This is a genomic window from Geomonas sp., from assembly GCF_056994735.1.
Map to the genome: position 1 here is coordinate 1 of NZ_JBXKJL010000523.1, position 21,577 is coordinate 21,577.

At 63.7% G+C, this 21,577-nt stretch carries 18 protein-coding genes; 13 read left to right on the forward strand and 5 right to left on the reverse strand.

Annotation, left to right across the window (positions count from 1 at the left end; genetic code table 11):
- Positions 1-520 precede the first annotated feature (520 nt).
- A complete protein-coding gene (locus tag AC11W3_RS22215; protein ID WP_484089121.1) occupies positions 521-1,978 on the reverse strand; it encodes a glyceraldehyde-3-phosphate dehydrogenase in 1,458 nt (485 codons plus the stop codon).
- The gene (locus AC11W3_RS22220) at positions 1,968-2,126 is read right to left on the reverse strand and encodes a hypothetical protein (protein WP_484089122.1); all 159 of its coding nucleotides are present in this window, start codon (positions 2,124-2,126) and stop codon (positions 1,968-1,970) included. Before AC11W3_RS22220 ends, AC11W3_RS22215 begins: the two co-directional genes overlap by 11 nt.
- 271 nt (positions 2,127-2,397) lie before the next feature.
- Between AC11W3_RS22220 and AC11W3_RS22225 the strand changes: the two genes are divergently transcribed.
- From AC11W3_RS22225 to AC11W3_RS22245, 5 genes are all read left to right on the forward strand, one after another.
- The gene (locus AC11W3_RS22225; protein ID WP_484089123.1) at positions 2,398-2,727 is read left to right on the forward strand and encodes a DMT family protein; all 330 of its coding nucleotides are present in this window, start codon (positions 2,398-2,400) and stop codon (positions 2,725-2,727) included.
- A 196-nt stretch (positions 2,728-2,923) separates the two neighbouring features.
- Entirely contained in the window at positions 2,924-3,970 is a 1,047-nt protein-coding gene (locus tag AC11W3_RS22230; protein ID WP_484089124.1) for a lipid II:glycine glycyltransferase FemX, read from the forward strand.
- Positions 3,971-4,223: 253 nt separating this feature from the next.
- Entirely contained in the window at positions 4,224-4,385 is a 162-nt protein-coding gene (locus AC11W3_RS22235) for a DMT family protein (protein ID WP_484089125.1), read from the forward strand.
- The gene (locus tag AC11W3_RS22240; RefSeq protein ID WP_484089126.1) at positions 4,382-4,870 is read left to right on the forward strand and encodes a DUF2127 domain-containing protein; all 489 of its coding nucleotides are present in this window, start codon (positions 4,382-4,384) and stop codon (positions 4,868-4,870) included. The genes AC11W3_RS22235 and AC11W3_RS22240 overlap by 4 nt, the downstream gene beginning before the upstream one ends.
- Before the next feature lie 12 nt (positions 4,871-4,882).
- Entirely contained in the window at positions 4,883-5,404 is a 522-nt protein-coding gene (locus AC11W3_RS22245) for a PaaI family thioesterase (protein ID WP_484089127.1), read from the forward strand.
- 46 nt (positions 5,405-5,450) lie between these two features.
- On the opposite strand, the gene AC11W3_RS22250 is transcribed toward AC11W3_RS22245, so the two are convergent.
- Positions 5,451-8,987 carry a PAS domain S-box protein gene (locus AC11W3_RS22250; RefSeq protein WP_484093863.1) on the reverse strand — a complete coding sequence of 1,179 codons (3,537 nt, stop codon included), beginning with the start codon at positions 8,985-8,987 and terminating at the stop codon, positions 5,451-5,453.
- A gap of 132 nt (positions 8,988-9,119) precedes the next feature.
- Between AC11W3_RS22250 and AC11W3_RS22255 the strand changes: the two genes are divergently transcribed.
- The 8 genes from AC11W3_RS22255 to AC11W3_RS22290 all read left to right on the forward strand — a co-directional run bounded on the left by AC11W3_RS22255 (position 9,120) and on the right by AC11W3_RS22290 (position 19,632).
- Positions 9,120-10,502, forward strand: coding sequence for a sigma-54-dependent transcriptional regulator (locus tag AC11W3_RS22255; RefSeq protein ID WP_484089129.1), 1,383 nt, complete (start codon positions 9,120-9,122; stop codon positions 10,500-10,502).
- Positions 10,503-10,767: 265 nt separating this feature from the next.
- Positions 10,768-11,880, forward strand: coding sequence for an HD-GYP domain-containing protein (locus AC11W3_RS22260; RefSeq protein ID WP_484089130.1), 1,113 nt, complete (start codon positions 10,768-10,770; stop codon positions 11,878-11,880).
- A 48-nt stretch (positions 11,881-11,928) separates the two neighbouring features.
- Positions 11,929-12,342, forward strand: a complete 414-nt coding sequence (locus AC11W3_RS22265) for a response regulator (RefSeq protein ID WP_484089131.1) — start codon at positions 11,929-11,931, stop codon at positions 12,340-12,342.
- 2 nt (positions 12,343-12,344) lie between these two features.
- The gene (locus tag AC11W3_RS22270) at positions 12,345-14,009 is read left to right on the forward strand and encodes a chemotaxis protein CheA (RefSeq protein ID WP_484089132.1); all 1,665 of its coding nucleotides are present in this window, start codon (positions 12,345-12,347) and stop codon (positions 14,007-14,009) included.
- A gap of 5 nt (positions 14,010-14,014) precedes the next feature.
- Positions 14,015-14,557, forward strand: coding sequence for a chemotaxis protein CheW (locus AC11W3_RS22275; RefSeq protein WP_484089228.1), 543 nt, complete (start codon positions 14,015-14,017; stop codon positions 14,555-14,557).
- A gap of 92 nt (positions 14,558-14,649) precedes the next feature.
- Positions 14,650-16,959 carry a methyl-accepting chemotaxis protein gene (locus AC11W3_RS22280; protein WP_484089133.1) on the forward strand — a complete coding sequence of 770 codons (2,310 nt, stop codon included), beginning with the start codon at positions 14,650-14,652 and terminating at the stop codon, positions 16,957-16,959.
- A gap of 13 nt (positions 16,960-16,972) precedes the next feature.
- Positions 16,973-18,571 carry a CheR family methyltransferase gene (locus tag AC11W3_RS22285; protein ID WP_484093864.1) on the forward strand — a complete coding sequence of 533 codons (1,599 nt, stop codon included), beginning with the start codon at positions 16,973-16,975 and terminating at the stop codon, positions 18,569-18,571.
- Positions 18,568-19,632, forward strand: a complete 1,065-nt coding sequence (locus AC11W3_RS22290; RefSeq protein ID WP_484089135.1) for a protein-glutamate methylesterase/protein-glutamine glutaminase — start codon at positions 18,568-18,570, stop codon at positions 19,630-19,632. The genes AC11W3_RS22285 and AC11W3_RS22290 overlap by 4 nt, the downstream gene beginning before the upstream one ends.
- On the opposite strand, the gene AC11W3_RS22295 is transcribed toward AC11W3_RS22290, so the two are convergent.
- Both AC11W3_RS22295 and AC11W3_RS22300 read right to left on the reverse strand, forming a co-directional pair.
- Entirely contained in the window at positions 19,600-20,385 is a 786-nt protein-coding gene (locus AC11W3_RS22295) for a sugar phosphate isomerase/epimerase family protein (protein WP_484093865.1), read from the reverse strand. The genes AC11W3_RS22290 and AC11W3_RS22295 overlap by 33 nt on opposite strands.
- On the reverse strand, positions 20,363-21,430 hold the full coding sequence (locus AC11W3_RS22300) for a potassium channel family protein (RefSeq protein ID WP_484089137.1): 1,068 nt from the start codon (positions 21,428-21,430) through the stop codon (positions 20,363-20,365). Before AC11W3_RS22300 ends, AC11W3_RS22295 begins: the two co-directional genes overlap by 23 nt.
- Positions 21,431-21,577 lie beyond the last annotated feature (147 nt).

The window sequence follows — 21,577 nt, forward strand, 5'->3', positions numbered from 1 at the left end:
TCGAGCACCTTCGTCAACTATTATCATGAATGGCAGGAGCTCTTCAATGATATCAGTTAAGTTGGCGGAGTCATGAAAGCAAATCCCCCCTGTCCCCCCTTTGACAAGGGGGGGACGCTCGATCGGGACACCTCCGACGTCCCCGCCCCCGGCGGGGGAGGGGGAACACCACGGGTAGCCCTGGCGGAGGCAACAAAAAAACGGGTGCCCCCTCATGCTGCGGGGCACCCGTTGATCTCATTCTTATTACTAATTAGCGCTAATCTTCCGCTACGAGATTGTCATCCCCGAATGCCCTTATCGGGGATCCAGATCTCACGTCGTTTAGGAGCCGGATTCCCGATCAGAATCGCTTCGGGAATGACAGTTTTGGAAGCTGGTGGAAGATTGGTACTAATCGGGTTCTTATTTGCCTACGCTGTCTGCCGATACCCCTGCAGCAACGGGATTCGGCGAATGGGAGGGCAATCCCCCTACCCCCTTTGACAACGGCCAGGCGGCGTCGCCTCCTGTGCCGGACTTAGCTCCTGCCCTCGACCGGCAGGGACGGCAGTTCCACGCCGGCCATCTTCTGTACCATGCGCACGACCTGGCAGCTGTAGCCGAACTCGTTGTCGTACCAGACGTAGACCACGCAGCGGTTCCCCTGGACGATGGTGGCCAGGGAGTCGACCACGCCGGCATGACGGGAGCCGACATAATCGCTGGAAACGACATCGGGAGAGTTGGTGTAGTCGATCTGGTTCTGCAGCGGAGAATCGAGCGAAACGGCGCGCAGGTAGCTGTTGAGGGCCGCAACGTCGGTCTCTTCGTTGAGCTGCAGGTTCAGAATGGCCAGCGACACGTTCGGGGTCGGGACCCGGATGGCGTTACCGGTCAGCTTCCCTGCCAGTTCGGGAAGCACCTTGGCGACGGCCTTGGCGGCGCCGGTCTCGGTGATGACCATGTTGAGGGGGGCGCTCCGCCCGCGACGGTCGGCCTTGTGGTAGTTGTCGATCAGGTTCTGGTCGTTGGTGTAGGAGTGGCAGGTCTCGACATGCCCGTTCACCACGCCGAAACGGTCGTTGATGGCCTTGAGTACCGGCACTATAGCATTGGTGGTGCAGCTGGCGGCGGAGAAGATGGTTTCCTCGGCGACGATCAGCTCGTTGTTGATCCCGGCAACGACGTTGGGGATATCGCCCTTACCGGGGGCGGTGAGCAGCACCTGGGCAATGCCCTTGGCCTGCAGATGGCGCCCCAGTCCCGGACGGTCGCGCCATTTCCCGGTATTGTCGATCAGGATGGCGTTGCGGATGCCGTACTCGGTGTAGTCGATGTTTTCCGGTGCGTCGGCATAGATGATACGGATCATGGTGCCGTTGGCGATGATGGCGTTTTCTTCCTCATCGATGGTGATGATCCCGTTGAAGGGGCCGTGAACCGAGTCGCGGCGCAGGAGGCTCGCCCTTTTCACCAGGTCGTCCTCGCTCCCCTTGCGCACCACGGCTGCCCGCAGCCTCAGCTTCTCACCGCTCCCCGACTTCTCGATCAGGATGCGGGCAAGGAGGCGCCCGATGCGCCCGAACCCGTAGAGCACGATGTCCTGCGGCTCATCCAGAAGCGGCGTGCGGCCGGTGTTGACGGAGGCCAGCTCCTGACGTACGAATTCGTCGACGCCGAGTACGCCTGCCTGTGCCTGGTAACGGACGGTGAGCCGCCCGATGTCGATCCGGGCCGGTGCCAGGTCGAGCTTCCCGATGGCCTCGAGGACGGGAAAAGTGTCAACAACGGTAAGGTCGGAGTCGAGGATGAGACGGGCGAAGCGGTGAGCCTTGAGGATCTCGATGATCGGGCTGTTGACTATCGAGCGGCCGTAGACCGTGGTGACGATGTTGTTGTCGCGATAGAGGTGACCGATGATGGCGAGCATCCGCTCGGCGTACTCCTCATGCCCCTGCCATTCCCTCAAATACATTTCCTGTTTCTCAATTTTCATCTTGCATCCCTTCGCAGAAAAAAATATCGCCTGGATCAAAAGTGACACCCGGCGCACAAGCTATGTCATAGAACGCATCAGCAAACAGGCCGTCTCCGTCCGCCACGAATGAGGCGGCAAACTCCGTGACAGTTATCCCTGCTGCCATACACAAAACGCCTCATACTACTGCATTTACCTACCGTAAACAAAGTGAAAACCTGCCGCCACATTAGATAATGAAATGGTTAATTATAAGGAGATCATGCAGGCGGAAAATCGGTAGAACTCATCTCCTTTGCACTCTACGGTTCAGTCGTGTTATCCTGCGGTACTGACTGCTCAACCTCCTTCCTCTGTTTTTTCGCGGAGCCTGCGAGGAGAGAGTCTCGACCCGAGATGGAGGAATGTCCGACTTTTAGCGGATGCTAACAAAAGCCATGAGAACCATCGTATTACTGGTAATGTCCAACGTCTTCATGACCTTCGCCTGGTACGCGCACCTGAAGAACCTGCGCAGTGCGCCGCTCTATGTCGCCATTCTAGCCAGCTGGGGGCTGGCGCTCTTCGAGTACACGCTGCAGGTGCCTGCCAACCGGGCCGGGTACGGAACGTTCAGCCTGGGACAGTTGAAGATCATGCAGGAAGTGATCACCCTTTCCGTTTTCATCCCCTTCGCCGTTTTCTACATGGACCAGCCGTTGAAGCTCGACTATCTCTGGGCGGGCTGCTGCCTCGCCGGTGCCGTCTTCTTCATCTTCCGCAGCTAAACACATCGAAGCATTCCACACTTCGTACGCCGTGCCGCTAAACAAAGCCCCCTCGGCTATTGCTCGTCCCGTTGACAAGGCCATAGCCGCCGCTACAATCTTCACTGGAACTATCCTGCCCCCTTTCCACCACGTTAGCGCAAGACGCTGGCACATGTACCTACCCCACGATTTATAGTAGGCAGGAGGGCCTGCCATGACAAAATCAACCGGTGAAGTACAGGTACTGGACCCCCTCACCCGGAATGATTGGAATGATCTCCTCCTCGCCCATGCAGGGAGTACCATCTTCCACTCCGCCAACTGGGCACGTGTGCTTTCCGAAAGTTACGACTTCAAGCCGAGATACTTCACCCTCTTCAAGGATGGCGCCGTCAAGGGGTGCATTCCCATCATGGACGTCGATACCCTCCTGACCACAAGGCGCGGCGTCTCCCTCTCTTTTTCCGATTACTGCGGCTCGCTCGCTGAAGGCCCTGGCGACTTTCAGGAGCTTTTCAACAGCATCCTGGCCTACGGCAGAAAGTGTGGCTGGCGGTTCGTCGAGTTCAGGGGAGAGAATTTCCTGGACGATCAATTGCCGTCTCAGACCTGGATACACCATGAGCTGGAACTCTCCCCGGATGAAGATCTCATGTTCTCGAGCCTGCGGAGAAGCAATGCGACCAATATCAAAAAGGCCGTCAAGGAAGGGGTGCAGGTCGAGTTCACCGAATCGCTGCAGGGAGTCATGGCCTATTATGGCCTGCACAGCATGACGCGCAGACGCCACGGCGTCCCTCCGCAACCGATGCGTTTCTTCCGGGAACTGCATGATCACGTTATCGCGCAGAAATTGGGCTTCACCGCTCTCGCCTGGCATAATGGGCGGCTGGTGGCAGGGGTGATCTGCCTGCGCTTCGGCAGGCACGCCATGTTCAAGTACAGCGCATCCGACTGCAGGTACCAGAACCTGCGGGCGACCAACCTTCTTTTTTGGAAGTGCATAAAGAAATGCGCCAAGGAAGGATGCACCTGTTTCAGCATGGGCAGGACCGAGCCTGACAACGAGGGTCTGCTCCGCTTCAAGAATGGCTGGGGCGCCAACCAGACGCTGATCAAATACCACCGGTATGACCTCCAGCACGATCGTTTCTCGGTGGAGCCCGATCGGCACCTCAGTCGTTACCAGAAGATCCTCTGCAGACTCCCTATCCCGTTACTGACCATACTCGGCGATCTGTTCTACAAGTACGAGGGGTGAGACGCCCCGAACACGGCACGCTGAAGAAGGACGCGCCCTCTTCGGATCAGGCCATTACGCCGCCGTGACGCCGATGACACATTTTACCTTTGCCGACGCAAGCCCCGTCCCCGTGCAGTCCTCCGGAACGTCCCAAACTTCGCCATGCCCGTAATCGATAGCGCCCCCCTTGACCTGCCTGCGCATTCCACCTGCACGCCTGACGCCTGACGCAGCAAGCGCCGAATTGACGCTGGAAGAGAAGGTCCTGCGCGTGTATAATCTTGCGATTGCTGCCGGCAAGAGGGCCGGTTACGGAACGTCCAGCCCGGGACAGTTGAAGACCATGCAGGAAGTGATCACCCTTTCCGTTTTCATCCCCTTCGCCGTTTTCCGAGTTCGCCAGCGACTTCACCTGATACGGAGCAAGAGTTGAACGACACGAGCGGGTATCACCCGAGCAAGAGAGGCCTCCACATAATCGCCATTTTCGAGGCGGCCAAGGGATTGCTGGTGCTCCTGGCCGGCTGCGGGCTGCTGGCCTTCATCCACAAGGATCTCCATGAGGCCGCAGTCGAGTTGGTCAGGGCGCTGCACCTGAACCCGGCCAAGCACTATCCCAGCATCTTCATCGATGCAGCCAACCGCGTGACGGACCTGCAGATGTGGATGATGGCGCTCTCCGCCCTCCTCTACTCGGCCGTGCGGCTGGCTGAAGCGTACGGGCTATGGACCGAGCAGCCGTGGGCGGAATGGTTCGCGGTACTCTCCGGAGGGATCTACATCCCGATGGAGGTCTTCGAGGTCTCGCGGGAGCTCAGCTGGCCGAGGATCACGGTCCTGGTGGTGAATGTCACCGTGGTTGCGTATCTCTCCGACGTGCTCTGGAAGTCGAGGAAGCGGCGAAAGCAGGGAAATTAGGAGGGGCGGCGGATGCGGCACAAGGTGATCAGGAAACAGTACAACTCGAAGCTCTGCTTCGTCTGCGGACTCAAGAACGGCTCCGGCCTGCAGGCCTCTTTCTACGAGATGGAGAACGGCGAACTGGTCGCCACCTTCGTCCCCGGTATCGAGCACCAAAGCTATCCCGGCCGGCTGCACGGTGGGCTCGCCTCCACCATTCTCGACGAAACCATCGGCCGCGCGATGATGGTCGGCAAGGAGGAGCAGATCTGGGCGCTGACGGTCGAACTTAAGGTGACCTATAAGAAGCCGATCCCGCTGGAGGTGGAGCTCAAGGTGGTCGCCAGGATCACCGAGGAGAACAGCCGCTTCTTTTTCGGCACCGGCGAGATCATCCTCCCGACCGGCGAGGTGGCCGTGACGGCCGAGGGGAGATACCTTAAGGCGCCGCTGGAGCGGATTGCCGACTTCGACCCGGTGGTCAACGAATGGGCCGTGGTCCATGGAGATGACGATCCGGTCTCGATCGATCTCCCCGAGAGCTCCAGCTAGCTTTTCAGTAAGGGCCGGGAGCTCCCCCTCGGCCAATCCCCTGACCTCAGTCAGCCTCCGGCTGGCTTCCGACTCCCCCCATCGAATCGATATTCCCTCCTGTCGTCCCGGACGGTGACGGCAGCACCGGTTCCATCCACCCTCCGGCTACGGGGAGCCGTATGGTCGCGGTCGTCCCCTTGCCCGGCGCTGATTCGAAGGAGAGCGAGCCGTGGTGCTCCTTGATGATAGAGGAGGAGATGTAGAGACCAAGCCCGGTCCCCCCCTTATCGATCTTGGTCGAGAAGAAAGGCTCGGTGAGGTGGTTGCGCACCTTCTTGTTCATCCCGTACCCGTCGTCGATCACCGAGATCATGATCATCCCGCTCCCCTGGTCCAGGGCGGTCTTGACCAGGACCCCGTACTCCTTGCCGGGGAGCGCCTGCAGCGCGTTCATGATCAGGTTGATGATCACCTGCTCTATCTGCTGCGCGCTTCCCTTGGCCGGAGGGAGACCTTTATCGAGGGACACGGCGAACGATTCGGTGTGACGATCGATGTGGTGCCAAAGGAGGGAGGCGGCGGACTCGATGGTGCGGTTGATGTCTATGCTCCCCCCCTCTCCCCGGTCGTCCTTCCTGACGAAGTCCCTCATGTTGTTGACGATGCGGGCGATCCTGCTCGACCCCTCGGTGATCCCGGAAAGAAGCCTGGGCACCACGGTTTCCATCTCCGAGAAGGGCAATCCCCCCAGGTTGAACTCACCGTTTCTCTCCCGGTACTCGCCGAGGATCGGCTGCGCGTCACGCCACACGTCGGAAAGCATCAGCGAATTGACGCTGATGTAGTTGTTGGGGTTGTTGATCTCGTGGGCGATGCCGGAGGTCAGCATCCCCAGCGAGGTCATCTTGTTGGTGTGGATCAGCTTGGCCTGGGTCGCCTTCATCTCCTCCTCGAGCCGGACCTTGTTGGTGATATCCCTGACGCTGCAAAGGATCACGTACTCGTTCCGCAGCGTCAGTATCTTTCCCCGGATGGCGACCATGAACGTGCTGCCGTCGGCCTTGTAGCAGGTAGCCCTCTCCATCTGGAAGGGAACGCTGCGATCGTCCTTGGGGATGGCCCTGATCAGCTTGCGGAAGTCGTTGGGGCTTATCACCGCCCACGGCTTCAACTCCCGCAGCTCTTCCCTGGTCGTCCCGTAAAGGTGCAGTGCCGCCGGGTTGGCCTCGATGATGTTGAAGGTATCCATCTCGAAGAGGATCAGGCCGTCATCGCTCTGGGCGAAGATCTGCCGCACGTGTTCCTCGCTCTCCCTCAGCGCCGCCTTGGCGAGCTTTCTCTCGGTGATGTCGTACAAGGTGGCGCCGAAGTACCCCTTTTCAGGGGAGTAGGCGGCGATCTTCAGCCACTTCCTCAGGCGCGCGGAGTAGGCCTCGAACTGGTCCGGCTGCCCGCTTACCGCCACCGTCCCCAGCCTCTCGATCCAGATCTCGTCTGCCCGCGGGACCAGCTCCCGCATGGTCCTGCCGATGAGGTCGTGGCGCTTTAGTCCCGACAGGGTCTCGAAAGCGGAGTTGACCTCCACGAAGCGGTAGTCCACCGGCTTCCCCTGATCGTCGCAGACGACCTCGCAGACACTGTAGCCGTTCACCATCCGGTCGAAGAGGAGGCGGTATTTCGCCTCGCTCTTCTTGAGCGCCTCCTCCGCCTTGGTCCTCTCGATTTCGGCGGCGGCCCTGACCGCGAAGATGCCGAGCATCGATTCCACCACCTCGCGATTGGGGAAGGGGGTGCTGCTGAGTACCGAGAGGACGCCCAGGAAATCCCCGGAGGCGTTGCGCAACGGCACCCCGGCGTAGCTCTCCATCCCCATGCGGGGAAAGGAACAGACCCCGGGGTACAGGGCGCATAAGCCCCTCTCCACCACCAGGCAGTCGCCGTTTTCCGCCTGGCAGCAGGGGCTCCCCTCCAGGGCGTAGCTGAAGTTCTCCTGCGCCTCCCCCTTGGTCCAGACCGCCACGGTATCGATCCTGGCCTCGCCGCCGTCGTCACGGATTTCGCCAATGAGGGCGTACTCCACCTCCAGGGCCTGAGCGAGGTGGCTGACCAGTGACTGGAAGAAGGCGGCCCCGGTGGCGGCCGATACCCCGGCGGTGATGCTCTGCAGCGCGGTTTCATACTGCCTGCGGCCGGTGATGTCCTCGCCGATGGAGGCCACGCCGATCTCCCCGCCGTCCGGTCTGCGCAGCACGGTGCTGTTCCAGGAGATCACCCGGCGGGAGCCCTGCCTGGTGACGATGGTCCTCTCGCGGTGCAGTGCCGGCCCCGCCCGGAATCCCTCGTGGAAGGTCCTGGCGGACTCCTCCGGGTCAGGAAAGAAGATCCCGAACCAGTTTTTCCCCAGCACCTCGGACCTCTGCCACCCCGTGAGCTCCAGCAGGAAGTCGTTGCAGAAGGTGACCCGGTCTTCGGTGTCGAGCATGATGGCAATCAGGCGCAGGTTGGCCAGCATCTCCCTGAAACGGCGCTCCGACTCCTGCAGTGCGCTCTCCACCGTCCTCTTCTCGGCTATCTCGCGTTCGAGCTCCTTCTCCCTCTCCGAGCGCAGCTGCACCTCCCTGCAGAGGGCGGCGGTGCGCGACCTGATGACCCGTCGCAGCAGCCAGACCACCGCCAGCCCGACCCCCGCGAAGAGGGCGGCCAATTCCCCCACCTCGAAGCCCCTGATGCCGTGCTCGTAGCGTAAGGTCAGCCAGCGGTGGCGGATGGCCTCGTGCTCTTCACTGGTGAGGGAGGAAAGGGCCTTGCCGATCAGGGTGGAGAGCTCGGGCCAGTCGCTGCGCACCCCCATGGCCAGATCCTCCTCGGGATAGGGGGTGGAGGCGGCGACCTTGATGTCGACTATCCCCCCCTGCTGTATCGCGTAGCTGCCGATGGCCAGGTTCTCCACCAGGGCCACGGCCTTCCCCGTGGAGACCGCCTTCAGCGCCTCGGACGGATTGTCCAGCGGCAGGATGGTAGCACTCGGGAGGTCCCGCTTCAGGGCCGCCCTGACTCCCTCCCCACCGGCGACCACCTTTCCGGCAAGATCGCTGAGTCCTGAGACGTAGGGCCCGTCCTTGCGGGTAAAGATGACCAGGGGAGAGGTAAGGTAGGGGAGCGCTATGGCGGGGAGCCGCTTCCCCTCGCCGCCCCGCGGCATCTTCAGCACTAGGTCCACTCCCCCCTCCCGTCCCAGGAGTTCGATGGACCTCCGCCAGCCGAGCCCGGGGACGGGCTCCACGGCGATGCCGAGCCTGCGGCAGGCCTCGGAGAGGTAGTCGTAGGCCATTCCCCGGCAAGGTTGCCCGGCAAAGGACCGGTGGTAGGATGTGGGGTTGTTGACGCTGACGCGGATGGTCCTGTGCTGCCGCAGCCACTCCTGCTCCGCTTTGGTCAGCGTCAGGCGCGTCTTTGCGGGCTCGACAGATGCCCGGGCCAGGGAGAGGGGGACTTGGTTCAGTACCAGGGCCAGCAGAACGAGGATGATGCGCATATTGAACAACTCCGGGTAGCGGGTGAGCCTGTGGAACGGGGCCTTTCCACCGGGTGCCGGTGTCAAGGCGTTCCCTTATAGCATCTTCCGGCGGCGGGTACAAATAGACCGTTGTTCGCCGCGGCAAAATTCCCCGCCCCGCATCCGCCCTTGTTTGCCGCGCCGCTTTCTGCTATAAAACCGGCCGGAGGGAAGCCGATGGACGATCGAACCGCCGTTTCGCTTCCGGCCATAGTCCTGGTGGACGACGAGCCGGAAATCCTTTTCAGCTTCACCGTCATGCTCAGGCGCGCCGGATTCACCGTCATCAAGGGGATGCAGGACAGCCGGGAGCTCCTCCCCTTCCTCGCCCAACACCAGGTCGGCGCCGTGGTGCTGGACCTGCAGATGCCGCACCTCTCCGGGAAGGAACTCCTCTCCGAGCTCACCTCCACCTACCCCGAAGTCCCGGTCGTCATCGTGACCGCCGCCAACCAGCTCGATACCGCGGTGGAGTGCATGAAAGTCGGGGCGCTCGACTACATGGTCAAGCCCGTCTCGCCCGAGCGCTTCGTCTCCGGCGTCCGCCGCGCCCTCGGGCTGCACTCCCTGCGCTGCGAGATCGCCTCGCTCAGGGAGTGCCTGCTCGGGGAGCACAACCGCGAGGGGGCTCTCTCCCGCTTCCATACCAGGAGCACGAAGATGCAGCTGGTCTTCACCTACCTGCAGGGAGTGGCGCCCTCGGACCAGCCGGTGCTGGTCCTGGGGGAGACCGGGGTGGGGAAGGAACTGGTCGCCCGCGCCCTGCACGCCCTGAGCGGGCGCCGCGGCGACTTCGTCCCGCTCAACAGCGCCGGCCTCGACGACCAGGTCTTCGCCGACACCCTCTTCGGCCACTGCAAGGGCTCCTTCACCGGTGCCGACGCCCGCCGGGAGGGGATGATCGCCAAGGCCTCCGGCGGAACCCTCTTTCTGGACGAGATCGGCGACCTGACTCCCGCCTCGCAGGTGAAACTCCTCCGCCTGCTGCAGGAGGGGGAGTATTACCAGATCGGCTCCGACCACCCCTCCTTCAGCACCGCCCGGGTGGTGGCCGCCACCAACTGCGACCTGGCCGCCAAGGTCGCAGCCGGAACCTTCAGGAAGGACCTTTTCTTCCGGCTCCGCTCGCACCAGGTGCGTATCCCGCCGCTCAGGGAACGCCCGGAGGACATCGCCCCGCTGCTGGAGGTCTTCCTGGAGGAGGCCGCCCGGGGGCTCGGCAAGAAGAAGCCGACCTATCCCCCGGAGCTCCTCGGCTACCTTTCAGGGTACGGCTTTCCCGGCAACATCAGGGAGCTGCGGGCCATGAGCTACGACGCGCTGGCCCGCCACCGGGGAGGTGTCCTCTCCCTGGCCCCCTTCAGGGAGGCCATCGGCACGGGACTGACCGCGATACCGGGGCAGGAGGTCCAGCCCATCGAGCGATTCGAGACCCTCAAGGAGATGGAAGAGCGTCTGGTGGCCCAGGCCCTGGAGCGGACCGGCGGCAACCAGGGGGCGGCCGCCGCCATGCTCGGCATCAGCCGGCAGGCGCTCAACAAGAGGCTCAACAGGCGCTGACCGCTATCCCCGCGTCCGCAGGGGTGCGACATCCGTTGCTGGGGCGACGTTTCTTGCCCCGGCACGGAACCCATCGAAGTTCCAGGCAAAACGTCCCCCTCCCCCAAGAAGGCTGCAACTTCCGTCGCACCCATTTATCACCCTCCCCCCCAGCCGTGCCGGCCTTAAACTCCCGCCAATGCTGTTCTTTCCCACCGGCATCCGCCGTCGGCACGGTCCCTGCTATTGCTCATTAATAATTTCGGCTAGAAAGGGAGAGGCGACATTGGGCCAAGGCGCAGGGGCAGTCGTGGTAGTCGACGACGAGCCTTTCATTCTGGATATGTTGGCAACGCTCCTGAAGTCCCGCGGCTTCGAGGTCCGCACCTTCGACAGCGGTGAGGGGGCACTGGCCGCGGTGCAGGAGCGCCCCGCCGACCTGTTGCTGACCGACGTGAACATGCCCAGGATGAACGGCATCTCCATGGTCACCCGCTTCAGAGCCTTCGACCCCGACACCCCGGTGATCTTCATGACCGCCGCGGCGGAGGCCGAGACCGCCATCTCCGCACTGCGGCTGAGGGCCTCCGACCTGATCCTCAAGCCCTTCCCCCCCCTGCAGCTGGTGGTGGCGGCCCAAAAAGCGGTGGCGGAGAAGCGGGCGCTGCTGCAGGACCGGCGCTGGCAGGCGGAACTGGCCCGGGTGGCCATCGACGACACCTGCCAGCTGGTGGAGGCGATCAAGCGCCAGCACAGCATGAGCCTGGAGATCATCCAGCGGCTCACCGCGGCGGCGCGGCTGCACAACGAGGAGACAGGGGAGCACATCTCCAGGATCGGCAGTTACGCCGCCATCATCTCGCGCTCGCTGGGGCTGCCGGAGGAGTTCTGCGCCACGATCAGCGTGGCGGCCACCATGCACGACATCGGCAAGCTCGGCATTCCCGACTCGATCCTGCTCAAGCCGGCCCCGCTGACCCCGGGTGAGTTCGAGGTCATCAAGGGGCACACCGTGATCGGTGAGCAGCTTTTGGCAGGCTCCCGGCACCCGATGTTGCAGATGGCGGCCACCATCGCCCTCAGTCACCACGAGAAGTGGGACGGCTCCGGTTACCCGTTCGGGCTCTCCGGCGACACCATCCCGCTCCCCGGCAGGATCGTGATGATCGCCGATCAGTACGACGCCCTCAGAAGCCGCAGGGCCTACAAGACCCCCCTCGACCACGAAAGAGCCTGCGAGGCGATTACCATGGGCGAGGGGGGGACCACCCCGCGCCATTTCGACCCCAGCATACTGCGCGCCTTCCGGGAGACGGCTGAACTCTTCCGGGAGACCTTCGCGGCCCAGTCCGCCCCCGGGCGGCCTTGGAGCCCGCCTCACCTTTTCTCCGCGGCTTAGCCGCGGCTTTTCATGCAATGGCAGTAGGACTTTTCATATGGAGGAAGTATGTTGCAGAAGGTTCTCATCGTCGATGACTCGGAGCTGATCCACCACATGTACCGCCTGGTTATGCACCGCTACGGCTGCGGCTTCGCCGACGCCAACAACGGACAGGAGGCGCTGGATATCCTGCAGCGCGAGCACGACATCGACCTCATCCTGCTGGACATCAACATGCCGGTCATGAACGGCGTGCAGTTCATGGAGAAGGCCCAGGCCCAGGGCATCTCCCGCAGGACCCCGATCATCGTCATCAGCACCGAGGGCAAGGAGGAGGACACCGTCCGCGCCCTGAAGCTGGGAGCCAGAGGGTATCTGAAGAAACCCTTCAATTCCGCTGACCTCTACTCCCTGGTGGAGAAGGTGCTTCCCGACGCGCAGGGGGAGCGCGAGGGCGCGCTCTCCTCGAAGGTGGTCTAGCGGTGCAGGAAGTAGATCTGTCCATTCTCTGCACCGATTTCATCGAGGACGCCTGCGGCCACCTCGATGCCACCGAGCAGGCGCTCTTGCTGCTGGAGCGGGGGGCACGGGAGGGGGAGCCCGACCTCTCGCTGGTAACCAGCATGCTGGGGAGCCTGCACACCTTCAAGGGGAACGCGGGCATGATGGGGTTCGCCCCCCTGCAAAGCCTGCTGCACGAGATGGAAGGGGTCCTGAAGCTCGGGGCGGCGGGAGGACTGCAGTGGGGCGAGGAAGTTTTCGGCGCCATCTTCTCGTCCCTCAACGCCCTGAGGGAATCGCTGGCCGCCCTTTCCTCCGACCCCCGCGCGCCTCTCGATCTGAGCGCCGAGCAGATGCTCCTCTCCTACCTGGGATCGGCGGAGTCGGCGGGGCCGGCAACTCCCGGGCTCACCGCCCTCCCGGACCGCGGCGATGACTACCACTACCTGACCCAGAAGTCGGACACGGTGAAGGTGAAGTTCGCCAAGCTGGACCAGCTCCTGAACCAGGTGGGGGAACTGGTCATCCAGCGCACCACCCTCGCCGCCCTGGAGTCCCGGCTCAAGGTGGAGGTCAAAGACCGCGATCTCCTGGCGCTCCTCGCGGAGACCAGCGAGCTGATCGGCAAGAGCGCCGACGAGCTGCGCGAATCGATCATGAAGGTCAGGATGCTCCCCGCCTCCACCGTCTTCACACGCTTCAACCGGCTGGTCCGCGACCTCTCCAGAAGCCACGGCAAGGAGATCACCCTCAACTTCGAGGGGGAGGAGACCGAGCTCGACAAGACGGTGATCGACGAGATCGGGGAACCCCTGCTGCACCTGATCAGGAACGCGGCGGACCACGGCATAGAGACCCCGGCGGAGAGGATTGCGGCGGGGAAGCCCGCCAACGGGACCATCACCCTCGGGGCCCGGCACGACAAGAACCAGATCATCATCTACCTGCGCGACGACGGCCGCGGCCTCGACCCAGCCGCCCTCAAGGCGGCCGCCCTGAAGAAGGGGCTGATCGACCAGCGCCAGGCCGCCTCCCTCTCCGAGCAGGACGCCCTCCAGCTGATCTTTCTCCCCGGCTTCTCCACCAGCAGGCAACTAAGCGAAACCTCCGGGCGCGGCATAGGGCTCGACGTGGTCAAGAACACCGCCACGGGGTTAGGCGGGGTGATCGAGGTCGAGAGCCGGCCGGGCCGCGGCACCCTCTTCTCCCTCAAGCTCCCCCTCACCCTGGCCATCATCCAGGCGCTGCTGGTCGAGGTCTGCGGCACCACCTTCGCCCTTCCTCTTTCAGGTGTGCTGGAGAGCCTGGCGGTTTCGGAAGCGGAGCTGCACCAGTCCTCGGGCTCGGAGCTCTTCCGGCTTAGGGACAGGCTCCTCCCGGTCAAGCGGCTGGCCGGCTTCTTTTCCCTGCAGGGCCGGGGAGGAAACGGGGGCTACCTGGTTGTCGTCGCCTGCGGCGAGAAGCGCGGCGGCCTGATGGTCGACCGCCTGCTGGGACAGCAGGAGATTGTGGTCAAGGGACTGGACGATTATCTCGGGGAAATCCCCGGCATTTCCGGCGCCACCGTGCTCGGTGACGGTAAGGTGGCGCTGATACTGGACCTCCCCTCGCTGGTGGCGGGGAGCGGGTCAGGAGGTGGCTTTTGAACGGCATGAACAAGATTGAGCTCCCGGCTTCGGGGCTGGCGGAGGACATACTGGCGGGTTTCGTGGCCCAGGCCCAGGCGCAGGTCGACCTGGAAACCGAGCGGGAAGCAGAAGAGCGGCGGGAGAGCTATCACCTGGTGACCTTCGGGCTGGGGCGGGAGTGCTACGGCGTCCCGATCGAAAGCGTCCAGGAGATCATCAGGGCCACCGGGACCACCATGGTCCCCAGCGCCCCCCCCCACGTGCGCGGGGTCATCAACCTGCGCGGCAGGATCATCCCGGTGGTAGACCTCAGGAAGCGCTTCCGGCTCCCGGAAGTAGAGGCGAGCGACGAGCAGCGGATCATGGTGGTGGAGCTCGGGGCCAAGCGGCTGGGGATGCTGGTCGACTCGGTCTCCCAAGTCCTCAAGGTCCCCGCCGCCCTGGTGGAGGAGATCCCCGAGGAGGCGGTCACGGTCGAGGAGCAGTACCTCCTCGGGGTAGGGAAGCTGGAGGAGAAGCTGGTCTTCATCCTCGACCTGGCCCGTTCCCTGAAGCTCTCCCCCTGACAGCGCGGAAAGAAAGCCGGCCCGGCGCCGGGACTTCAGCACGCCGGAAGATGGCATGAAATGAGATCGAACATCCAAGAAGGAGAGGAACAATGCTGCTGCAGAACTTGAAAATCGGCGCCCGGCTGGCCGCGGGATTCACATTGATGCTGCTGTTGATGGCCATCAGCGGTCTGACCGGGTACTGGGGGGTGGACAAGAGCACCAGCGCCACCATCGACATGATCAAGGGGGACGCCACCCTTTCAGAGTACGCCTTCAAGACCCAGGCCAGCATCCTGGAACTGCGGCGCTTCGAGAAGGACCTCTTCCTGAACATGGGCGACCGGGCGGTAGAGGGAGATTACTACCTCAAGTGGAAGGAGCAGCAGACGCACCTGGGCGAGAACCTGGCCGGACTGGAGAAGCTCGCGAAACTCACCAAGGATAAGGAGAGGGTCGCCTCCATGAAGGCAGGGAAGAGCACCTACGAGGAGGGCTTCACCAGGGTCTATGCCGAGCTCAGCGCCGGCAAACTCGCCAGCGCCGCGGCGGCCAACAAGGCCATGTCTCCCTACAAGAGCGAGATCCACAACCTGGAGCAGATCGCCAAGGAGCTGGCGACGGAAAGCAATGCCAGGGTGGACCAGCAGGAAAAGGTCATGGCCGACCTGGCAGCTAGCGTCACCGCCACCGTCGCCGTCACCCTCGCCATCGGCATCATCCTCTGCCTGCTGATCAGCATCGTCATCACCCGCAGCATCACCACCCCGCTCGCGGCGGCAGTCGGCATCGCCGAGAGGCTGGCCGGGGGCGACCTGACCGCCAGGGCGGACAAGATCTCCAAGGACGAGGTCGGCCAGCTTCTGGTGTCCATGAACGGCATGGCCGACAAGCTCAAGCTCATGATCGACAAGATCCGCGGCACCTCGTCGCAGCTCTCCAGCACCGCCGAGGAGATCTCCTCCGGCTCGGCCCAGCTCGCCAGCTCGGCCCATTCCCAGTCCAGCGCCACCGAGGAGACTTCCAGCACGATGGTGCAGATGGCGGCCTCCATCCAGAACGTGGCCCAGCATGCGGAGTCGCTCTCCGGCCAGGTGGGTGAGGTCTCCTCCTCCATCCAGGAACTCGGCGCCAGCAGCGAGCAGGTGGCCAAGAGTTCGGAGGTGATGGCTTCGGCGGTCTCCGAAACCTCCGCCACCATCGAGGAGATGATCGTCTCCATCGACCGGGTGGCCCAGAACTCGGAGGAGCTTTCCGCCTCGGTTTCCGAGACCTCGGCCACCATCGAACAGATGACGGTATCGATCGGCGAGGTGGCCCAGAACTCCCAGGCGCTGCAGCAGGTGGTGGTGGAAGCCGGCACCGTGGTCGGCGACATGATCGAGTCGATCCGCAAGGTGGCCGACAGCGCCACCGAGGCCGACAGCGTGGCCCAGAGCGCCACCAAGGAGGCCGCGGCAGGTCAGGCTGCGGTCCAGGAGGCTCTGGCGGCCATGCAGCGCCTGACGGGGGTGATCACCAAGACCGCCGACTCGGTGCTGAACCTCGGCAGACACTCCGAGGAGATCGGAAACATCGTCCAGGTCATCGGCCAGATCGCCGACCAGACCAACCTCCTCGCCCTGAACGCCGCCATAGAGGCGGCCCGCGCAGGCGATGCCGGCAAGGGCTTCGCGGTGGTGGCCGACGAGGTCCGCAAGCTCGCCGAACGCAGCGTCAACGCGACCAAGGAGATCGCCGATGTGATCAAGCAGGTCCAGTCCGACACCATGGACTCGGTCAAGTACGGGGAGCTGGCCTCGAAGGAGGCCGAGGAGTCGATGAGCCTTTCCGGGGTGGCCGGCAACGCCCTGGGGAACATCGTACGCAACATCGAGCAGTCCGCCGACCTGATCGGCGAGATCGCCACCATGACCGAGAAGCAGGCTGCGGCCTCGCTGAAGGTCCAGGAATCGGTGGAGAAGATGAGCCAGTCCGCGCTGCAGGTGGCCAACGCCGCCAAGGAGCAGGCCTTCGGCGGCCGCCAGATCCGCATCGCGGTGGAGAAGATGAACGGCATCACCGCCGCAGTCGCCGGCGCCACCAAGGAGCAGGCACAGGGGGGCAAGCAGATCCGCATCGCACTGGAGAACATGAACGACGTGACCCGCCAGGTATCCATCGCCACCCGCGAGCAGGCGCTCTCCTCCAGGCAGATCATCGAGGCGGTCGGCGGCATGAACTCCATGACCCTCCTGGTGGCCAACGCCACCTCGGAGCAGAAGAAGGGGGGCGAGATGGTGGTCGAGGCGACCGAGAAGATCAGCGGCCTCACCCGCGAGAACCTGGCCGCGGTCGAGCAGTTCGCGGTCTCGGCACGGGAGCTGAGCGAGCGCTCGGAAGAGCTGATCACCCTGGTCGGCGAGTTCACGGTCAGCTAAAGCGGAGAAACGGATGCATAACAGCGACTTGCAGCGCATCACCCGCTTTCTTGGGGACCAAAGCGGCCTGTGCTTTTCCGGCCGCAGGGAATCGGCGCTGCGCGGCCACCTGGAGGCGAGGGTCGCCCGGCTGGGACTTTCGGGACTGGCCCAATACCTCGACATCCTCAGCAGTTCCAGCTCTGAGCAGGATGAGCTTTACCAACTGGTGACCGTGAACGAGACGAGCTTCTTCAGAAACCGGCAGCAGTTCGAGGACCTGAGGACGGTGGTCGTCCCGAGGCTGGAAGAGGAAAAGGGCGCCACGGGAGTGAGAAGGCTCAGGGTCCTCAGTGCGGGCTGCTCCACCGGGGAGGAGCCCTATTCGGTGGCCATGACGCTCCTGGAGGGGCTGCGCTTTCCGCTGGCCTGGGAGCTCGAGATAGTGGCCGGCGACCTCAGCGAGGGTTGCCTGCGCTTCGCCGCGGAGGGGCGCTATGAGGAAGGGCGCCTCAAGGGTATCCCCGCCGGCTACCGGGACAGGTACCTGCGCCGGGACGGGGATGGCTGGGCCGTTAACGACGGTATCAAGGCCCTCGTCAGGTTCGCGAAGCTGAACCTGGCGCGGGTGATGGCCGGCGAGGGGGTGCCGGGAGTCTCCGACCCCTGCGGCGCCTTCGATCTCATCTTCTGCAGGAACGTGCTGATCTACTTCCCACCGGAGACCCAGCAGCAGCTGATCGACACCCTCCAGAAGCTCCTGGCTCCCGGCGGCTACCTCCTCACGGGTGATGCCGAACCTCTGCACCTCTACCGCCATGACCTGCAGAGCGTCCCGGAGGCCACCTCGCTGATCTACCGCAAAGCGATGCCCTTGCCTCCACTTTCCACCGCCCAGGCGCCGCTGCCCCCGTCCGGGGTGGAGGAACTCCTCCTCGCCGTGGCCCAGGGCTCGCGCGGGCTTCGCGACCAGGCTATGGAGGGGCTGATCCTGATGGGGCTCCCTTTCATGGCCCCGGTCCTGGAGGCGGCGGTAAGGAACAATGCCGCAGCCGATCTGCGAAACGGCGCCATGGAGACGCTCGTTGCCTTCGGGGAGGAGGCTCTTCCCCTCCTGGTGGCGCTGCTGCAGGACCCGGACGACGAGGTGAGGAACTTCGCCACCGTCATGCTCGGCCAGATCGGGAGCAGGAAAGCGGTGCCCCCCTTGATCGTTGCGCTCCGGGACCCGGATCCGAACGTGCGCCACGGCGCCGCCGAGGCTCTCGGCAAGATAGGGGACCCCGCAGCCTGCGGGCCGCTCCTGTCGCTCCTCGACCAGGGCTTCTGGCTGCAGTTCCCGGCCATAGCGGCGCTGGGGGACCTCGGCTGCGCCGATGCCGCGCCGCGCCTGCTGGAGCTCATGGACGACGAACTACTCTTCGAACCGGTGACGGCGGCGCTGCAGAAGATCGCTGACCCGCGGGCCCTTCCCAAGCTGCGGGCTGTGGCAGAAGGGCCCGAATCGAGACGGGCCAGGATCGCGGCCAGTGCCGCGGCATCCATCCAGGGCCTTGTGGGACGCCAGCCGGCATGGCAGGCACCCCAGATGGAAGAACCCCTGCAGGCGAGCCGCGAGGGGTACTGGAGATGAACGGTGAGCGGGGAAAGATAAGGGTCCTGGTGGTCGATGACTCCCCTTTCATCAGGAAGTCGCTGCTGAGGATCTTCGAGGCCACCCCCGACATCGAGGTGGTCGGCGTCGCCTGTGACGGCAGGACCGCCGTCGCCATGGTGCACGAACTCGCCCCGGACGTGGTGACCCTGGACGTGAAGATGCCGCTGATGGACGGTCTGTCCGCACTCTCCGCCATCATGGAGGAGCGCCCCACGCCGGTGGTGATGCTCAGCTCGTGTACGGGGAAGGGGGCGGAGCAGACGCTCAGGGCCCTGGAACTGGGGGCGGTCGATTTCATCGACAAGTGCTCGGTCGACGGCCCGATGGAGATCGCCGCGCTGTCGAGGGAATTGGTGGACAAGGTCAGGGTGGCGGCCGCGGTGAAGATCTCGCCGGCGGCCCCTGCCCCTCTCCAGGTTCCTCCCCGGACGGGGAAAGGTACACCTCTCCGGGCAGGAAGGATGGTGCTGATCGGAACCTCGACCGGCGGGCCCGCCGCCCTGACCGTGGTCTTGGGGACCCTGCCGGCGGAACTTCCGGCCCCGGTCCTGGTGGTGCAGCATATGCCGCCCGGTTTCACGGCGTCGCTGGCGCAGAGGCTCAACCGAAGCTGCGCCATCACGGTCAAGGAGGCGGAAGAGGGTGAGCTCTTGGTCCCCGGATGCGTCTACATCGCCCCCGGCGGGAGCCATCTGAAGGTGATGCGGACGGGGGAGGATCTGGCGGTGCGGCTGGATGTCGAACCGGAAGGGACCCAGCACCGCCCGTCGGTGGACGTGCTCTTCGCCTCGGCCGCCGCCGCTTGCGGCAGGGATTGCCTGGCTTTCGTCCTTACCGGGATGGGTCACGACGGCGTGGCCGGCTCGCGGGAGATCAGGAGCAGGGGGGGGAAAATCTTCGTCGAGGCCCCGGAGACCTCGGTTGTCTACGGCATGCCCGGGTCGGTGGCCGCCGCCATGCCGGTCGACGGCGTGCTCCCCCTGCATCAGGTAGGGGAGCGGATCTCAGCCGAGGTACTGGCCCAGCGCGAGGAGTGACCTCTCCAGGTCGTCCCGGCTGTGGGCCTCGATGGTGTAGGCGGCATCAGGGGCGTAGCGCTCCATCAGCTCGAAGAAGCGCCCAAACTCGATGGCCCCCTCCCCCGGAGGGGCGTGGTCGTCGCGGGTGCCGCTGTTGTCGTGGATATGAACCTCCGCTATGCGGGCCCCCAGCGCCTCGAACCACTCCTCCATCCCCACCTTCCTGAAAAGGTTCCAGTGCCCCACATCGAAGCAGTGCCCGAAGCCCGGGTCGTCGATCGCCTCCAAAAGCGCCCTCAAGGTCGAGGGCTCCTCCTCGAAGATATTCTCCACCGCTATCACCGTCCCGATTCCCCTGGCCCGCTCCAGCACCTTCCGCCAGGCCGCCACGCTCAGCTCCAGCCACTGGTTGGTGGCCTCCCCGTAGCGCCAGCGGTCGAAGCCTGGGTGGAAGACCATCACCTCGGGCTTGAGTATCTCGGCCGCGTCCAGCACCTGCGCGAAACGGTGCATGGTGGCGTCACGCAGGAGCCGCTCCAGCGAACCGGGGTTCAGGTCCATGAAGGGTGAGTGGATGGTGCAGCCAAGCCCCTCCCCTTCGAGGATCCCGGCCGCGGCGGCAAGTTCCTCCGGGACCAGTGCGTCGAGAGCGTCGGCGGAGAAGAAGATCTCGGGGTTCAGACGGCGCTCCAGGAGGAAGGAGAGGTTATCCTTTAGCTGCGGATAGGGGACGTGGACGAAGAGGCGCTTACTGGTGCTGGTGGGTTTCATGAGTTCTCCGGTGCTTCTTTATCATCTCCTCCGCGCAATTCGTGCAGCGGACGAGCTGATCGAGTTTGAGAATGGCGGTCGGCTCGCCCAGCACGATCAGGGTGTCGTGGGCCTCGATTTTGGTGTGGGATTCGGGATTGAAGCCCATCTTCCCGCTCTGTTTCTTGATACCGACGATGATGACCCCGGTCTCCTTGCGAAAGCCGGAAGTGGCCAGGGTCTCACCTATGAACCCGGAGTCCTCCGGAATCAGGATCTCCTCCATCTGCAACTCCAGGTGCTCGTGCCCGGTGGCGATCTCGATGAAGTCGACCACGGTGGGGCGCAGCACGGCCTGGGCCATCCTGCTCCCGCCGATCAGGTAGGGGGAGACCACCTTGTTGGCGCCGGCGCGCAGGAGCTTCAGCTCCGAGCCATCCTCTCCCGAGCGGGCCAGGATGAAGAGGTCGGGGTTAAGCCCCCTGGCGGTCAGGGTGATGTAGACGTTCTCGGTATCGGAGGCTACCACCGAGATGAGCCCCTTGGCCCGCTTGATCCCGGCCTTGAGCAGGGTGTCGTCGATGGTGGCGTCCCCTCTCAGGAAGAGAAAGCTGTGCCCCTCCTGCTCCATGCGCTCGATAGTCGCCACATCCTTTTCCACCACCACGAAGGGGAGCGGTTTGGCCGCGAACTCCTTGCAGATCAGGGCACCGATGCGTCCGAACCCGCAGATGATGTAATGGTTCTCCAGGGCAGCTATGGCCTTTTCCACCTTCTTCCTCCCGATGATGCGATGAAATTGCCCCTCGAACATGATCTGGGCCAGGGATCCGACGATGTAGCCCAGCACGCTGACCCCGAAGAAGATCAGCACCATGGTGAAGATCTTCCCGATGTCGTTGAGCCTGTGGACCTCCCGGAACCCGACCGTGCTCAGGGTGAGGACGGTCATGTAGAGGGAATCGAGGAAACCCCACCCCTCGATGGCGATATAGCCGAAAGTGCCGAAGGAGACCAGCAGCCCCAGGACGCAGACGGAGATCTTCAGATGTCGGACCGGATCCATAAAAAACCCCTCAGGCCGCAAAGATACCGTCGCCACCGGCAAATTTCAAGTCATTTCACGGCGCTGTGCGATCGGCGGGGCCGGAGAGAGAACAAGATTTTAATGGACACTGTATACAATTTCTTGACAATTAATGTATACTGTATA

Bases quoted from the DNA above. Each gene is read 5' to 3' on its own strand.
- AC11W3_RS22215 (WP_484089121.1), bottom strand. From the start codon at position 1,978: ATGAAAATTGAGAAACAGGAAATGTATTTGAGGGAATGGCAGGGGCAT.
- AC11W3_RS22220 (WP_484089122.1), bottom strand. From the start codon at position 2,126: ATGGCAGCAGGGATAACTGTCACGGAGTTTGCCGCCTCATTCGTGGCG.
- AC11W3_RS22225 (WP_484089123.1), top strand. From the start codon at position 2,398: ATGAGAACCATCGTATTACTGGTAATGTCCAACGTCTTCATGACCTTC.
- AC11W3_RS22230 (WP_484089124.1), top strand. From the start codon at position 2,924: ATGACAAAATCAACCGGTGAAGTACAGGTACTGGACCCCCTCACCCGG.
- AC11W3_RS22245 (WP_484089127.1), top strand. From the start codon at position 4,883: ATGCGGCACAAGGTGATCAGGAAACAGTACAACTCGAAGCTCTGCTTC.
- AC11W3_RS22255 (WP_484089129.1), top strand. From the start codon at position 9,120: ATGGACGATCGAACCGCCGTTTCGCTTCCGGCCATAGTCCTGGTGGAC.
- AC11W3_RS22265 (WP_484089131.1), top strand. From the start codon at position 11,929: ATGTTGCAGAAGGTTCTCATCGTCGATGACTCGGAGCTGATCCACCAC.
- AC11W3_RS22275 (WP_484089228.1), top strand. From the start codon at position 14,015: ATGAACAAGATTGAGCTCCCGGCTTCGGGGCTGGCGGAGGACATACTG.
- AC11W3_RS22280 (WP_484089133.1), top strand. From the start codon at position 14,650: ATGCTGCTGCAGAACTTGAAAATCGGCGCCCGGCTGGCCGCGGGATTC.
- AC11W3_RS22285 (WP_484093864.1), top strand. From the start codon at position 16,973: ATGCATAACAGCGACTTGCAGCGCATCACCCGCTTTCTTGGGGACCAA.
- AC11W3_RS22290 (WP_484089135.1), top strand. From the start codon at position 18,568: ATGAACGGTGAGCGGGGAAAGATAAGGGTCCTGGTGGTCGATGACTCC.
- AC11W3_RS22295 (WP_484093865.1), bottom strand. From the start codon at position 20,385: ATGAAACCCACCAGCACCAGTAAGCGCCTCTTCGTCCACGTCCCCTAT.
- AC11W3_RS22300 (WP_484089137.1), bottom strand. From the start codon at position 21,430: ATGGATCCGGTCCGACATCTGAAGATCTCCGTCTGCGTCCTGGGGCTG.